Source organism: Bacillus sp. ES1-5 (assembly GCF_022487605.1).
Lineage (GTDB): Bacteria > Bacillota > Bacilli > Bacillales > Bacillaceae_G > Bacillus_A > Bacillus_A wiedmannii.
The window spans coordinates 1-14,824 of sequence record NZ_JAKVPU010000010.1; the positions used below are offsets into that span (position 1 = coordinate 1).

Annotated in this window: 14 protein-coding genes, 1 rRNA gene, 1 pseudogene and 1 riboswitch; of the genes and pseudogenes, 13 read left to right on the forward strand and 3 right to left on the reverse strand. The window is 37.7% G+C overall.

The annotated features are described in order from the left end of the window. Window positions 1-85: ribosomal RNA gene (rrf, locus tag MKO96_RS29660) — 5S ribosomal RNA — on the forward strand; the annotation flags it as partial. A gap of 43 nt (window positions 86-128) precedes the next feature. Here the strand turns inward: rrf and MKO96_RS24015 are convergent. Next, window positions 129-395 (reverse strand): hypothetical protein, encoded by a 267-nt coding sequence (locus MKO96_RS24015; protein ID WP_240588907.1) that lies wholly within the window; start codon window positions 393-395, stop codon window positions 129-131. Window positions 396-645: 250 nt separating this feature from the next. After that, window positions 646-747: riboswitch (purine riboswitch) on the forward strand. 110 nt (window positions 748-857) lie between these two features. On the opposite strand from MKO96_RS24015, the gene purE reads away from it, so the two are divergent. The 12 genes from purE to purD all read left to right on the forward strand — a co-directional run bounded on the left by purE (window position 858) and on the right by purD (window position 13,993). Continuing rightward, on the forward strand, window positions 858-1,343 hold the full coding sequence (gene purE, locus MKO96_RS24020; RefSeq protein ID WP_240588908.1) for a 5-(carboxyamino)imidazole ribonucleotide mutase: 486 nt from the start codon (window positions 858-860) through the stop codon (window positions 1,341-1,343). Next, the gene (gene purK, locus MKO96_RS24025) at window positions 1,340-2,491 is read left to right on the forward strand and encodes a 5-(carboxyamino)imidazole ribonucleotide synthase (RefSeq protein WP_060486862.1); all 1,152 of its coding nucleotides are present in this window, start codon (window positions 1,340-1,342) and stop codon (window positions 2,489-2,491) included. The genes purE and purK overlap by 4 nt, the downstream gene beginning before the upstream one ends. Next, window positions 2,488-3,795 (forward strand): adenylosuccinate lyase, encoded by a 1,308-nt coding sequence (purB, locus tag MKO96_RS24030; protein WP_000625686.1) that lies wholly within the window; start codon window positions 2,488-2,490, stop codon window positions 3,793-3,795. Before purK ends, purB begins: the two co-directional genes overlap by 4 nt. 88 nt (window positions 3,796-3,883) lie before the next feature. Continuing rightward, window positions 3,884-4,603, forward strand: a complete 720-nt coding sequence (gene purC, locus MKO96_RS24035) for a phosphoribosylaminoimidazolesuccinocarboxamide synthase (RefSeq protein WP_001170543.1) — start codon at window positions 3,884-3,886, stop codon at window positions 4,601-4,603. Further along, window positions 4,596-4,850 (forward strand): phosphoribosylformylglycinamidine synthase subunit PurS, encoded by a 255-nt coding sequence (gene purS / locus MKO96_RS24040; protein WP_000278821.1) that lies wholly within the window; start codon window positions 4,596-4,598, stop codon window positions 4,848-4,850. The genes purC and purS overlap by 8 nt, the downstream gene beginning before the upstream one ends. Further along, window positions 4,847-5,530 carry a phosphoribosylformylglycinamidine synthase subunit PurQ gene (gene purQ / locus MKO96_RS24045; RefSeq protein ID WP_000666772.1) on the forward strand — a complete coding sequence of 228 codons (684 nt, stop codon included), beginning with the start codon at window positions 4,847-4,849 and terminating at the stop codon, window positions 5,528-5,530. The genes purS and purQ overlap by 4 nt, the downstream gene beginning before the upstream one ends. Next, window positions 5,514-7,733 (forward strand): phosphoribosylformylglycinamidine synthase II, encoded by a 2,220-nt coding sequence (purL, locus tag MKO96_RS24050; protein WP_240588909.1) that lies wholly within the window; start codon window positions 5,514-5,516, stop codon window positions 7,731-7,733. The genes purQ and purL overlap by 17 nt, the downstream gene beginning before the upstream one ends. After that, window positions 7,718-9,133, forward strand: coding sequence for an amidophosphoribosyltransferase (gene purF / locus MKO96_RS24055; protein WP_000879036.1), 1,416 nt, complete (start codon window positions 7,718-7,720; stop codon window positions 9,131-9,133). Before purL ends, purF begins: the two co-directional genes overlap by 16 nt. 101 nt (window positions 9,134-9,234) lie before the next feature. Then, window positions 9,235-10,275: a phosphoribosylformylglycinamidine cyclo-ligase gene (gene purM / locus MKO96_RS24060; RefSeq protein ID WP_001262447.1), complete on the forward strand. Its 1,041-nt coding sequence runs from the start codon at window positions 9,235-9,237 to the stop codon at window positions 10,273-10,275. Continuing rightward, window positions 10,272-10,859, forward strand: coding sequence for a phosphoribosylglycinamide formyltransferase (gene purN, locus MKO96_RS24065; protein WP_087979214.1), 588 nt, complete (start codon window positions 10,272-10,274; stop codon window positions 10,857-10,859). The genes purM and purN overlap by 4 nt, the downstream gene beginning before the upstream one ends. Window positions 10,860-10,883: 24 nt before the next feature. Continuing rightward, a complete protein-coding gene (purH, locus tag MKO96_RS24070) occupies window positions 10,884-12,419 on the forward strand; it encodes a bifunctional phosphoribosylaminoimidazolecarboxamide formyltransferase/IMP cyclohydrolase (RefSeq protein WP_000745431.1) in 1,536 nt (511 codons plus the stop codon). Between the two features lie 302 nt (window positions 12,420-12,721). Further along, window positions 12,722-13,993: a phosphoribosylamine--glycine ligase gene (gene purD, locus MKO96_RS24075; protein WP_240588910.1), complete on the forward strand. Its 1,272-nt coding sequence runs from the start codon at window positions 12,722-12,724 to the stop codon at window positions 13,991-13,993. A 70-nt stretch (window positions 13,994-14,063) separates the two neighbouring features. Here the strand turns inward: purD and MKO96_RS24080 are convergent. Beyond that, a pseudogene (locus MKO96_RS24080) lies at window positions 14,064-14,546 on the reverse strand (DUF4362 domain-containing protein). Between the two features lie 107 nt (window positions 14,547-14,653). Continuing rightward, a complete protein-coding gene (locus tag MKO96_RS24085; RefSeq protein WP_001085171.1) occupies window positions 14,654-14,818 on the reverse strand; it encodes a type II toxin-antitoxin system antitoxin in 165 nt (54 codons plus the stop codon). Window positions 14,819-14,824 lie beyond the last annotated feature (6 nt).

Below are 14,824 nucleotides of genomic sequence, written 5' to 3' on the forward strand. Positions count from 1 at the left end.
TTCCCATACCGAACACGGAAGTTAAGCTCTCTAGCGCCGATGGTAGTTGGGACCTTGTCCCTGTGAGAGTAGGACGTCGCCAAGCAAAAACCTAAGTCGATTCGACTTAGGTTTTTTTGTGTTTATTTTTATTTACTAAATATCATAATCCATAAATTTAATAACCCTAAAGAAGAAAAAAGGATGAAAATGAAGCTATTTAAAGTAATAGCAATGATTTTTTGTTTTCTAGGTTTTCCGAGTGTTCCTAAAATAATCTTTATGATAGGAAACGTTATTTCTACCACAAGTATATATTTTAAAAAGTGGGATGATATAAATAAGTATTCAATCATTACAGCAATGACTGCTATAAAAAGGAATAAATAGGAAAAAAGTGTAGTTCGTTTTTTCATTATTGTCTTCCTTATAAATAAAATGAATATAAATGATATGCTTTATATTAAAGCATACGGAATAAGTATACAAATTGTTATGTGTACAATAGATCTCTAGAAATATATATTCTAATTTCTTATCCTTCTTGCATATAGTTACAATTATTCTTTTGAATATAACTAAAACACGAACGTTATTGGTGAGTAATAAAAAAACATTCGATTATTTATTGACATTGTTTATGAAATATTGTTAATATAGCCATAGAAAGAATAATATATAAGACCTCATATAATCGCGGGGATATGGCCTGCAAGTCTCTACCTAACGACCGTTATTCGTTAGACTATGAGGGAAAGTCACTCGGTATTTTTCTATTCACAAGGGATACGTATGCCTGAGTAGAGCGCTTTCTCTCATAGTAAAAGAGAAACTGTTCTATTTCAGGCTTTTTTTATTTGAATCGGGGGGATTCTAATATGAAATCACTAGTTGGAGTCATAATGGGAAGCACGTCAGACTGGGAAACAATGAAATATGCTTGTGACATTTTAGATGAATTAAATATACCGTATGAGAAAAAAGTTGTATCTGCTCATCGGACTCCGGATTATATGTTTGAATATGCAGAGACGGCTCGTGAACGTGGGTTGAAAGTTATTATTGCTGGAGCTGGTGGAGCAGCGCATTTACCAGGGATGGTTGCAGCGAAGACGAATATTCCTGTAATCGGAGTTCCAGTTCAATCAAAAGCGTTAAACGGCTTAGATTCATTATTATCCATCGTCCAAATGCCAGGAGGGGTTCCAGTTGCAACTGTTGCAATTGGTAAGGCTGGTTCAACAAATGCTGGTTTACTTGCTGCACAAATACTTGGATCATTCCACGATGATATACATGATGCATTAGAATTGAGAAGAGAAGCAATTAAAAAAGATGTGCGCGAAGGTAGTGAGCTAGTATGACGAGAATCATTTTACCTGGAAAAACAATCGGCATTATTGGAGGCGGCCAGCTAGGAAGAATGCTGGCATTGGCAGCTAAGGAAATGGGATATAAAATTGCTGTTTTAGATCCTACAAAAAATTCACCATGTGCACAAGTTGCTGATATTGAAATTGTTGCACCTTATGACGATTTAAAAGCAATTCAGCATTTAGCGGAGATTAGTGATGTTGTCACATATGAATTTGAGAATATTGATTATAGATGTTTACAATGGCTTGAAAAACATGCTTACTTACCGCAAGGCAGTCAGTTGTTAAGTAAAACACAAAATCGTTTTACAGAAAAGAATGCGATTGAGAAAGCTGGGCTACCAGTAGCAACGTATAGATTAGTTCAAAATCAAGATCAGCTTACTGAAGCAATCACTGAGTTATCATATCCTTCCGTCTTGAAAACGACGACAGGTGGATATGATGGGAAAGGTCAAGTTGTTTTAAGAAGTGAGGCTGACGTTGATAAAGCACGAGAGCTTGCGAATGCAGCAGAGTGTATTTTAGAGAAATGGGTGCCTTTTGAAAAAGAAGTATCAGTCATTGTGATTCGTAGTGTAAGTGGTGAAACGAAAGTATTTCCGGTAGCGGAAAATATTCATGTAAATAACATTTTGCATGAATCTATCGTTCCAGCTCGCATTACAGAAGAACTTTCTCAAAAAGCAATTGCTTATGCAAAAGTGCTCGCGGATGAACTAGAACTTGTGGGAACACTAGCGGTAGAGATGTTTGCTACAGCTGATGGTGAGATTTATATTAATGAATTAGCACCAAGACCTCACAATTCAGGACACTATACACAGGATGCATGTGAAACGAGTCAATTCGGTCAACATATTCGAGCAATCTGTAATTTACCTCTTGGAGAAACAAATTTGTTAAAACCAGTTGTCATGGTAAACATTTTAGGCGAACATATAGAAGGGGTCCTAAGACAAGTGAATAGATTAACCGGGTGCTATTTACACTTGTATGGAAAAGAAGAAGCAAAAGCGCAGCGAAAAATGGGGCATGTTAATATTTTAAATGATAATATTGAAGTCGCTCTAGAAAAAGCGAAGAGTTTGCATATTTGGGACCATCAAGAACAACTGTTGGAGGGAAAAAGATGATTAGTCGTTATACACGCCCAGAAATGGGTGCAATTTGGACGGAAGAGAACAAATTTAAAGCGTGGTTAGAAGTTGAGATTTTAGCTTGTGAAGCATGGGCTGAGCTTGGCGATATTCCAAAAGAAGATGTTAAAAAAATTCGTGAGCATGCATCATTTGATATTGATCGTATTTATGAAATTGAAAAAGAGACACGTCATGACGTAGTTGCATTCACTCGTGCTGTATCAGAAACACCAACATTAGGTGAGGAACGTAAATGGGTTCATTACGGTTTAACATCTACAGACGTAGTAGATACAGCGTTATCTTACATCTTAAAACAAGCGAATGAAATCATACTAAAAGACTTAGAAAACTTTGTAAGCATTTTAGCTAACAAAGCGAAAGAGCATAAATACACGATCATGATGGGAAGAACACACGGTGTTCATGCAGAACCAACAACATTTGGTTTAAAACTTGGTCTTTGGTATGAAGAAATGAAACGTAACGTAGAGCGTTTCAAACAAGCTGCTGATACAGTTCGCGTTGGTAAATTATCTGGTGCGGTTGGTACATACGCAAATATCGATCCATTCGTAGAAAAGTATGTTTGTGAAAACTTAGGATTAGAAGCAGCACCAATTTCAACACAAACATTGCAACGTGATCGCCATGCTCATTACATGTCAACACTTGCACTAATCGCAACATCTATCGAAAAGATGGCAGTTGAGATTCGTGGTTTACAAAAGAGTGAAACACGTGAAGTTGAAGAAGCTTTCGCAAAAGGCCAAAAAGGTTCTTCTGCAATGCCACATAAACGTAATCCAATTGGATCAGAAAATATGACTGGTTTAGCTCGTGTTATCCGCGGTTATATGATGACAGCTTATGAGAATGTTCCATTATGGCATGAGCGTGATATTTCTCACTCTTCGGCAGAACGCGTAATTTTACCAGATGCTACAATCGCATTAAATTACATGCTAAATCGCTTTGGTAATATCGTTAAAAACTTAACTGTATACCCAGAGAATATGAAACGCAATATGACAAGAACATACGGCTTAATTTATTCTCAGCGTGTAATGCTTACATTAATCGACAAAGGTATGGTACGTGAAGAAGCTTATGATATCGTACAGCCTAAAGCGATGGAAGCTTGGGAAACACAAGTACAATTTAAAGAGCTTGTAGAAGCTGATGAGCGTATTACGAGCAAGTTATCACAAGAAGAAATTAATGAATGCTTCAACTATGAGCATCATATGCAACACGTTGATACAATCTTTGAACGCCTTGGGTTAAACGAAGCGTAAAATTTCATATGGCACAGAATAGAGTCATTCTGTGCCATTCTTTATAAAAACATTATTCACATTTTTCAAACTACAGGGGGCTTGCGAAATGCAAAAGCTAGAATTGCTGTATGAAGGTAAGGCAAAAAGAATTTATCGTACAGAATCAGCAGATATGGTTTGGGTAGAGTACAAAGATAGTGCGACTGCTTTCAATGGGGAGAAAAAAGAGACGATTACAGGAAAAGGTCGTTTGAACAATGAGATTACAACTTTATTGTTCAGAAAGTTACAAGAAGTAGGAATAAAAACACATTTCGTAGAGAAGTTATCTGAAACAGAGCAACTTGTTAAAAAAGTGAGTATTATTCCTCTAGAAGTTGTCACAAGAAATGTAATTGCAGGAAGTCTTTCAAAACGATTAGGAATGGAAGAGGGAACTGTACTTGCAGAACCAATCGTAGAATTTTACTTCAAAGATGATGATTTAGGAGATCCGCTTGTAACGGAAGATCATATTCGTGTATTAAACGTTGCATCACCAGAGCAAGTAAGCGTATTACGAGATATGGCTCTACAAATCAATCAAGTGTTGATTGATCATTTCGCAAGCTGTCGTGTAAGATTAGTAGATTTTAAATTAGAGTTTGGTGTAACAGATGAAGGGGAAATCATTTTAGCGGATGAAATTTCACCAGATACTTGCCGTTTATGGGATGAAACGAGCAATGAAAAATTTGATAAAGACGTATTCCGTCGTGACCTTGGAAATTTAACAGAAGCTTATGAAGAGATTTTAAAACGTTTAGGGGGAATTTCGCATGTATAAAGTTAAGGTATATGTAACGTTAAGAGAAAGTGTATTAGATCCACAAGGAACAGCAGTAAAAGGGGCACTTCATAGTCTTTCATTCACAGAAGTACAAGACGTTCGAATCGGAAAATATATGGAATTAACAATTGATAAATCAGTATCTGACCTTGACGCAAAGGTAAAAGAAATGTGTGAAAAACTATTAACAAACGTTGTAATGGAAGACTTCCGTTATGAAGTTGAGGAGGTTGTCGCACAGTGAAATTTGCAGTCATAGTATTCCCAGGTTCGAACTGTGATGTCGATATGTTCCATGCAATTAAAGATGAGCTTGGTGAAGAAGTAGATTACGTTTGGCACGATAGAGAGAATTTAGATGAATATGATGCAATTTTACTACCTGGTGGATTCTCTTACGGTGACTATTTACGTTGTGGTGCTATTTCTCGCTTCGCGAATGCAATGAAAGCAGTGCAAAAAGCTGCTGAGCAAGGAAAGCCGATTTTAGGTGTATGTAATGGATTCCAGATTCTTGTTGAATCAGGATTACTACCAGGAGCGTTAATGAGAAACGAAAACTTAAAATTTATGTGCCGAACAGTTCAGCTGCGTGTTGAAAATAATGAAACGATGTTTACATCACAATATGAAAAAGATGAAGTAATCAATATTCCAATCGCGCATGGTGAGGGGAACTACTATTGTGATGAAGAGACTCTTAAACAATTAGAAGAGAATAATCAAATCGCATTCCGTTACGTAGAAAACCCGAATGGAAGCGTTTCAGATATTGCTGGTATTGTAAATGAAAAAGGAAATGTACTTGGTATGATGCCACACCCAGAGCGTGCTGTAGATGAATTACTTGGCGGTGCTGAAGGGTTAAAAGTCTTTCAATCTATCTTAAAACAGTGGAGGGAAACATATGTCGTTAATGCTTGAACCAAATCCAACACAAATTAAAGAAGAGCGCATATATGCGGAAATGGGGCTAACAGACGAAGAGTTTGCCATGGTTGAAAAGATTTTAGGCCGTCTGCCAAATTATACAGAAACAGGATTATTCTCTGTTATGTGGTCTGAACATTGCAGTTATAAAAATTCAAAACCAGTACTTCGAAAATTCCCAACAACAGGTGAGCGCGTTCTGCAAGGACCTGGGGAAGGTGCTGGAATTGTAGATATCGGTGATAATCAAGCGGTTGTATTTAAAATGGAAAGTCATAACCATCCTTCTGCTATTGAACCATATCAAGGAGCAGCAACAGGCGTTGGTGGTATTATCCGTGACGTATTCTCTATGGGAGCACGCCCGGTAGCTCTATTAAACTCACTTCGCTTCGGTGAATTACAGTCACCACGTGTGAAATATTTATTCGAAGAAGTAGTAGCAGGGATTGCAGGATACGGTAACTGTATCGGCATTCCGACTGTTGGCGGCGAAGTACAGTTTGATCCATGTTATGAAGGAAATCCACTTGTAAATGCAATGTGCGTAGGCTTAATTAATCATGAAGATATTAAAAAGGGGCAAGCGCACGGTGCTGGAAATACAGTAATGTACGTAGGAGCATCAACTGGTCGTGACGGTATTCACGGTGCAACATTCGCATCTGAAGAGTTATCTGAAAGCTCAGAAGCGAAGCGTCCAGCAGTTCAAGTAGGAGATCCATTTATGGAGAAACTTCTTATTGAAGCTTGCTTAGAACTTATTCAGTCGGATGCACTTGTTGGAATTCAAGATATGGGTGCAGCTGGTTTAACATCATCTTCTGCAGAAATGGCAAGTAAAGCAGGTATGGGTATTGAAATGTACTTAGATGATGTACCACAGCGCGAAACAGGAATGACACCATATGAAATGATGCTATCTGAATCACAAGAACGTATGTTAATCGTTGTGAAAAAGGGTAGAGAGCAAGAAATAGTAGATTTATTTGAGAAGTATGGTCTTGCAGCCGTTACGATGGGGAAAGTAACGGAAGACAAAATGCTTCGCTTATTCCATAAAGGTGAAAAGGTAGCTGAAGTACCAGCAGATGCTCTTGCGGAAGAAGCACCAATTTATCATAAGCCATCAAAAGAAGCAGCATACTTTGCTGAATTCCAGGCAATGAAAATGGAAACACCAAAAGTAGAAAATTATAAAGAAACGTTATTCGCTCTATTACAACAACCGACGATTGCAAGTAAAGAGTGGGTTTATGATCAATATGATTATCAAGTTCGCACAAGCACAGTTGTTACACCAGGTTCAGATGCAGCAGTTGTACGTGTACGTGGTACAGAAAAAGGATTAGCAATGACGACAGATTGTAACTCTCGCTACATCTATTTAGATCCAGAAGTGGGCGGTAAAATTGCAGTAGCAGAGGCAGCACGTAATATCGTATGTTCTGGGGGAGAGCCACTTGCAATTACAGATTGCTTAAACTTCGGTAATCCAGAAAAACCAGAAATCTTCTGGCAAATTGAGAAATCAGTAGATGGTATGAGTGAAGCTTGTCGCACATTACAAACGCCAGTTATCGGCGGAAACGTATCAATGTATAACGAACGTAGTGGTGAAGCTGTATACCCAACACCGACAGTTGGGATGGTTGGACTTGTACACGATTTAAAACATGTAACAACACAAGAGTTTAAGCAAGCTGGCGATTTAGTTTATATCATCGGAGAGACGAAAGCTGAGTTTGGTGGAAGTGAATTACAGAAAATGATTCACGGCAAAATTTTCGGTCAATCACCAAGCATCGATCTAGATGTAGAATTAAAGCGCCAAAAACAAGTATTAGCAGCAATTCAAGCTGGCCTTATTCAATCTGCTCATGATGTTGCAGAAGGTGGTTTATCAGTTGCGATTACTGAAAGCGCAATTGGTGCAAAAGGTTTAGGTGCTACTGTGAAATTAGATGGAGAAGCAACAGCAGCATTATTCGCTGAATCACAATCGCGCTTCGTTATAACTGTAAAACGTGAAAATAAAGAAGCGTTTGAGAAAGCGGTAGAAGCAATTCAAGTTGGAGAAGTGACAAATACAAATGAAGTAACAATTCATAATGAAGAAAATGAAGTATTACTTACAGCAAATGTAGATGAAATGAGAAAGGCTTGGAAAGGGGCAATCCCATGCTTGCTGAAATAAAGGGGTTAAATGAAGAATGTGGCGTTTTTGGAATTTGGGGGCATGAAAATGCAGCACAAGTTTCGTACTACGGATTGCATAGTTTACAGCACCGTGGACAAGAAGGCGCAGGCATCGTTGTAAATAATGGTGAGAAAATCGTCGGTCACAAGGGGTTAGGTTTAATATCGGAAGTATTTTCAAGAGGTGAACTAGAAGGCTTAAACGGAAAATCAGCAATTGGACACGTACGATATGCGACAGCTGGTGGAAGTGAAGTTGCTAATGTTCAACCATTATTATTCCGTTTTTCTGATCATAGTATGGCGTTAGCTCATAACGGAAATTTAATTAACGCAAAGATGCTTCGTCGTGAATTAGAGGCAGAGGGAAGTATTTTCCAAACAAGTTCAGATACAGAGGTACTTCTACATCTCATTAAACGTAGTACGAAAGATACTTTAATTGAAAGTGTAAAAGAGGCCCTAAATAAAGTGAAAGGTGCGTTTGCATATCTTTTACTAACTGGAAATGAAATGATTGTTGCGCTAGATCCGAATGGATTCCGTCCGCTTTCAATTGGAAAGATGGGAGATGCTTACGTTGTAGCATCAGAAACATGTGCTTTCGATGTAGTAGGTGCAACATACATTCGTGATGTAGAACCAGGTGAATTACTGATCATCAATGATGAAGGAATTCACGTAGATCGTTTTACAAATGAAGTAGATCATGCAATTTGTAGTATGGAGTACATTTACTTTGCACGTCCGGATTCTAATATTGCAGGTATTAACGTCCATGCAGCACGTAAAAACATGGGAAAACGTTTGGCGGCAGAAGCTCCTATTGAAGCTGATGTTGTTACTGGTGTACCAGACTCTAGTATTTCAGCGGCAATTGGTTATGCGGAGGCGACAGGAATTCCGTATGAGTTAGGATTAATTAAAAATCGTTACGTTGGACGTACGTTCATTCAACCTTCTCAAGAACTGCGTGAGCAAGGGGTTAAGATGAAGCTTTCAGCAGTAAGAGGCGTAGTTGAAGGAAAACGAGTTGTGATGATTGATGATTCTATCGTAAGAGGAACGACGAGTAAACGAATTGTTCGTATGCTTCGCGAGGCTGGAGCGACAGAAGTCCATGTAAGAATTGCTTCACCACCTCTTAAGTATCCATGTTTCTATGGCATTGATATTCAAACGAGAAAAGAATTAATCGCAGCAAATAATTCAATAGAAGAAATCCGTCAAATCATCGGAGCAGATTCTTTAACATTTTTAAGTGAAGATGGATTAGTAGATGCAATTGGGCGTCCATATGAAGGGAAGTACGGCGGTCTATGTATGGCGTACTTCAATGGAGATTATCCAACAGCTCTTTATGATTATGAGCAAGAGCTTTTAGAAAGTATGAAATAAGAAGAAAAAAGCTTCTACTTCTTTTGATGTAGAAGCTAGCTTCTTTCTTAAAACAGCCCGCCCTGAATAGGGAGAAATTAAAAGACGAGGTGTAGATAACGATGGCGAATGCATATAAGCAAGCAGGAGTAGATATTGAAGCTGGATATGAAGCGGTATCTCGCATGAAAAAACACGTACAAACAACAATGAGAAAAGAAGTACTAGGCGGTCTAGGCGGTTTTGGAGGTATGTTTGATTTATCAAAATTTGCATTAGAAGAACCTGTATTGGTATCTGGAACAGATGGCGTGGGGACAAAATTGATGCTCGCTTTTATGGCAGATAAACATGACACAATTGGTATTGATGCAGTAGCAATGTGTGTAAATGATATTGTTGTCCAAGGAGCAGAGCCGCTTTTCTTCCTTGATTATATTGCTTGTGGTAAAGCTGAACCTAGTAAAATTGAAAACATCGTCAAAGGTATATCAGAGGGCTGTCGCCAAGCTGGTTGTGCATTAATTGGTGGAGAAACAGCTGAAATGCCAGGAATGTATTCTACGGAAGAATACGATTTAGCTGGTTTTACAGTTGGAATTGTTGATAAAAAGAAAATTGTAACAGGTGAAAAAATTGAAGCTGGTCAAGTATTAATTGGCTTAGCATCTAGCGGTATTCATAGTAACGGTTATTCTTTAGTACGAAAAGTATTACTAGAAGATGGAGAACTATCTTTAGATCGCATTTACGGACGCTTAGAACTACCTCTTGGTGAAGAATTATTAAAACCAACGAAAATTTATGTCAAACCTATTTTAGAACTATTGAAGAAATATGAAGTATACGGTATGGCGCATATTACAGGTGGCGGATTCATTGAAAATATTCCACGTATGTTACCAGAAGGAATCGGTGCAGAAATTGAATTAGGATCTTGGAAAATTCAACCGATCTTCAGTTTACTTCAAGAAGTAGGAAAACTAGAAGAGAAAGAAATGTTCAATATTTTTAACATGGGTATTGGTATGGTAGTAGCAGTGAAGGAAGAAGAGGCAAAAGATATTGTTCGTCTTCTTGAAGAGCAAGGAGAAACAGCTCGTATTATTGGACGTACTGTACAAGGGACTGGCGTTACCTTCAATGGGGGCACAGCACTATGAGTAGATTAGCAGTTTTTGCTTCTGGAAGCGGCTCTAACTTTCAATCTCTCATCAATGCGGTAGAAGAAAATAGATTAGACGCAGATATTAGTTTATTAGTATGTGATAAACCAGAAGCACGTGTTGTTGGACGGGCACATTATCATCATATTCCATGTTTCGCTTTTTCAACGAAAGCATATGGATCAAAAGAAGCGTTTGAAAAAGAAATATTAAAGAAGCTAGAAGAGTATGAAATTGATTATGTTATTTTAGCTGGATATATGCGTTTAATTGGGCCGACATTACTAGAAGCTTATGGCGGAAGGATTATTAATATTCATCCATCACTATTACCGAGTTTTCCAGGGAAAGATGCTGTTGGTCAAGCGTTAGAAGCAGGTGTGAAAGTAACTGGAGTAACGATTCATTATGTAGATGCAGGTATGGATACAGGACCAATTATTGCGCAAGAAGCAGTAGTTGTTTCTGAAGGGGATACGAGAGAAAGCTTACAAAAGAAAATTCAACAAGTTGAACATAAATTATACGTAAATACAGTGAATCAAATTGTTCAATCTGTGAAAGAACCAACTGTTAACTAACATACAACCAGGGGTGAAGGATAAATGAAAAAGCGTGCATTAGTAAGTGTTTCAGATAAAACAGGAGTAGTGGAATTTGTTAAAGGTTTACTAGAACAAGGGATCGAAGTTATCTCAACAGGTGGTACGAAAAAATTACTAGAAGAAAATGGCTTACAAGTAATTGGTATTTCTGAAGTAACTGGGTTCCCGGAAATTATGGATGGCCGCGTAAAAACATTACATCCAAACATTCATGGTGGTCTATTAGCAGTTCGCGATAATGAAACGCATGTAGCGCAAATGAATGAGTTAGGTATGCAGCCAATTGATTTTGTTGTTGTTAACTTATACCCATTCAAAGAAACAATCGCTAAGCCTGATGTAACATTTGCTGATGCAATTGAAAATATTGATATCGGTGGTCCAACAATGATTCGCTCTGCTGCGAAAAATCATAAATTTGTATCGGTAATTGTAGATCCAGTAGATTACGATGTTGTATTAGCAGAACTGAAAGAGAACGGTGAAGTAAAAGAAGAAACGAAACGTAAATTAGCAGCGAAAGTATTCCGTCATACAGCGGCATATGATGCGTTAATCTCTAACTACTTAACAGAGCAAATGGGTGAAGAAAGCCCAGAAACATTAACAGTGACATTTGAGAAAAAACAAGATTTACGCTATGGAGAAAATCCACATCAAAAAGCAACATTCTATAAAGCACCATTCGCTGTAACTTCTTCTGTTGCATACGCAGAACAATTACACGGTAAAGAATTATCTTACAACAATATTAACGATGCAGATGCAGCACTTAGTATTGTAAAAGAATTTACAGAGCCAGCAGTAGTAGCAGTAAAACATATGAATCCATGTGGTGTTGGAGTGGGTACTGATATTCATGAAGCATACACACGCGCTTATGAAGCAGATCCAGTATCAATCTTTGGTGGAATTATTGCAGCAAATCGTGAAATTGATAAAGCTACAGCAGAAAAGTTACACGAAATTTTCTTAGAAATCATTATTGCACCTTCTTTCTCAAAAGAAGCTTTAGAAGTATTGCAAAGTAAGAAAAACTTACGTCTGCTAACTGTAAATATTGAAAAAGCGACAAGTGCAAGCAAAAAACTAACTTCTGTACAAGGTGGTCTTCTCGTTCAAGAGGAAGATACGTTATCATTAGATGAAAGTACAATTTCAATTCCGACAAAACGTGAACCATCAGAGCAAGAGTGGAAAGATTTAAAACTAGCTTGGAAAGTTGTAAAACATGTGAAATCAAACGCAATTGTTTTAGCGAATGATAACATGACAGTTGGTGTAGGTGCAGGACAGATGAATCGTGTAGGTTCTGCAAAAATCGCAATTACACAAGCTAGTGAAAAAGCACAAGGTAGCGCACTTGCATCTGATGCTTTCTTCCCAATGCCAGATACAGTAGAAGAAGCAGCAAAAGCAGGGATTACAGCAATCATTCAACCAGGCGGATCAATCCGTGACGAAGATTCTATCAAAGTGGCGGATAAGTATGGGATTACGATGGTGTTCACTGGCGTACGTCATTTCAAACATTAATAGAGGATGTTTAAAAGATCCGGTCAAGATAACTGTCGCATGTCGTCGTTACATTGCCAGTGCGGTACTCATGTAGGAAAACTACACTCCGTGTCCTCCTGGCGAATGCGCCTCGACCTGCTCGGTTCTCTCGATCCTCCCTTTTAAACTTCTATTGATATGGATGTTTAAAAGGTCCGGTCAAGATAAATGTCGCATGTCGTCGTTGTTCTTGATCCTCCTTTTTAAACCTTTATTGATATGAAAACAAACTAGGAGCAGAGCTTCTAGTTTGTACTTATTTAAGTATTGGGGGATGAAATATGAATGTTTTAGTAATTGGCCGCGGTGGGCGTGAGCATGCTTTAGCTTGGAAGTTTGCGCAATCTGAAAAGGTGGAAAAGGTATATGTAGCACCGGGTAATGAAGGTATGCGCGATGTTGCAATACCAGTTGATATTGATGAAAATGATTTTGACGCATTAGTTTTATTTGCTAAAGAGAATAAGGTTGAATTAACTTTCGTTGGACCAGAAATTCCGCTTATGAATGGAATTGTTGATCGCTTTAAAGAAGAGGGACTTCGTGTGTTTGGCCCAAATAAAGCGGCTGCTGTTATTGAAGGTAGTAAGGCTTTTACGAAAGAATTGATGAAAAAATATGATATTCCAACTGCGGCATATGAAACTTTTACAGATTATGAAGGAGCAGTACAGTATATTCAAAAAGTTGGTGCGCCAATCGTTATTAAAGCTGACGGCCTAGCTGCTGGTAAAGGTGTAACGGTAGCAATGACGCTTGAAGAGGCATTACAAGCTGTGAAAGAAATGCTGCAAGATGTGAAATTCGGTGAAGCAAGCAAGAAGGTCGTTATTGAAGAGTTTCTAGATGGACAAGAATTTTCATTAATGGCATTCGTGAATGGAACAACCGTACATCCGATGGTAATTGCTCAAGATCATAAACGCGCTTTTGATGGGGATAAAGGTCCAAATACAGGCGGAATGGGTGCGTATTCTCCAGTGCCACAAATTCCAGAATCAGCAGTTCAAGAGGCGATAAAAACGGTATTACATCCAACTGCTAAAGCGATGATTGCAGAAAACCGTTCGTTTACAGGTATTTTATACGCAGGTCTTATTTTAACAAATGATGGTCCAAAGGTAATTGAATTTAATGCCCGCTTTGGCGATCCTGAAACAGAAGTAGTATTACCTCGCTTAGAAAACGATTTAGTTGATGTATGTAACGCTGTATTAGATGAAAGTGAGCTAACGTTACAATGGTCAGAGGAAGCAGTAATTGGTGTTGTACTTGCTTCGAAAGGATATCCAGAAGCATATAAAAAAGGTGACATTATTAAAGGATTAGATGCACTGCAAGATGCGATTGTTTTCCATTCAGGCACAGCGATGAAGCATGGTGATTTTGTAACAAACGGTGGCCGTGTACTATTTGTTGCTTGTAAGGCAAATAGTTTACAAGAAGCGAAAGATAAGGTGTATAAAGAAATCGGCAAAATCGAGAGTGATGGTCTATTTTACCGAAGTGATATAGGATATCGTGCAATTGGGCATGCGATGACGAGAAGCTAGTAATATTAAATTTTTTAGCGGTACGAAAAGCGGAGAATGATGTAGTTCATTCTCCGCTTTTCATATTATTTTATTTAGGAACTTTTATAAGCTCCATAATATCAGGGCATTGTAATTGATAAGTTATTGCTGTTGATGAAACTTTCTTTGGAATTTTTTAGCAACTACTATTGGAATATTGATTTTTTTGGTTTTCTGTATTTCGGTCTCTTGTTTTTGAGTAATCAACATCATAATACAAAGATGTCGTTTCTCTTCCTTTTTTTACTGTTAAATCTATAATGAGAGGTTCATCTTTTTCGTTAAATCGAGTGATTCGAATAGCGTGACTCTTATTTGAATTATATTTTTTAATGAAGGTATCTAATTTTTCGATATTGTAAACTGTGTCATTCTTTTGAATGACATCACCATATTTTTCGGCGGTTTCAAAACTATATTCTTTATTGGATGTATCAATTGTTGGTCGTTTATTTGAGCAAGCGACAAGATTGAATGAGAGTAGTGCAATAAATAATAAACTCGTTTTTTTATAGTAATGTTTTATAGGCAAAGCGAACCACCTCTATTAATAATGTTATATTTTTATTTTTCAATATAATTACAAAGAAAACATCATCATTGTATTAAAAAATCCCGCTGATTTCTCAGCGGGATTTTTTATGCATCTTTATCTTTTTTCAATTTTCCTTTTTGCTTTGCCATTTCTCGAAGTAAATACTCGATGTGTGCATTGACGCTACGGAACTCATCATTCGCCCATTTTTCGATGACTGCGTGTAATTCAGGATCAATACGTAATGGAAAGCTTTTCTTTTTAGCCATAATGAT

Coding starts and splice junctions, on each gene's coding strand:
- purH (WP_000745431.1), top strand. CDS start 10,884: ATGAAAAAGCGTGCATTAGTAAGTGTTTCAGATAAAACAGGAGTAGTG.
- purK (WP_060486862.1), top strand. CDS start 1,340: ATGACGAGAATCATTTTACCTGGAAAAACAATCGGCATTATTGGAGGC.
- purD (WP_240588910.1), top strand. CDS start 12,722: ATGAATGTTTTAGTAATTGGCCGCGGTGGGCGTGAGCATGCTTTAGCT.
- purL (WP_240588909.1), top strand. CDS start 5,514: ATGTCGTTAATGCTTGAACCAAATCCAACACAAATTAAAGAAGAGCGC.
- MKO96_RS24085 (WP_001085171.1), bottom strand. CDS start 14,818: ATGGCTAAAAAGAAAAGCTTTCCATTACGTATTGATCCTGAATTACAC.
- purM (WP_001262447.1), top strand. CDS start 9,235: ATGGCGAATGCATATAAGCAAGCAGGAGTAGATATTGAAGCTGGATAT.
- purB (WP_000625686.1), top strand. CDS start 2,488: ATGATTAGTCGTTATACACGCCCAGAAATGGGTGCAATTTGGACGGAA.
- purC (WP_001170543.1), top strand. CDS start 3,884: ATGCAAAAGCTAGAATTGCTGTATGAAGGTAAGGCAAAAAGAATTTAT.
- purE (WP_240588908.1), top strand. CDS start 858: ATGAAATCACTAGTTGGAGTCATAATGGGAAGCACGTCAGACTGGGAA.
- purF (WP_000879036.1), top strand. CDS start 7,718: ATGCTTGCTGAAATAAAGGGGTTAAATGAAGAATGTGGCGTTTTTGGA.
- purN (WP_087979214.1), top strand. CDS start 10,272: ATGAGTAGATTAGCAGTTTTTGCTTCTGGAAGCGGCTCTAACTTTCAA.
- purS (WP_000278821.1), top strand. CDS start 4,596: ATGTATAAAGTTAAGGTATATGTAACGTTAAGAGAAAGTGTATTAGAT.
- MKO96_RS24015 (WP_240588907.1), bottom strand. CDS start 395: ATGAAAAAACGAACTACACTTTTTTCCTATTTATTCCTTTTTATAGCA.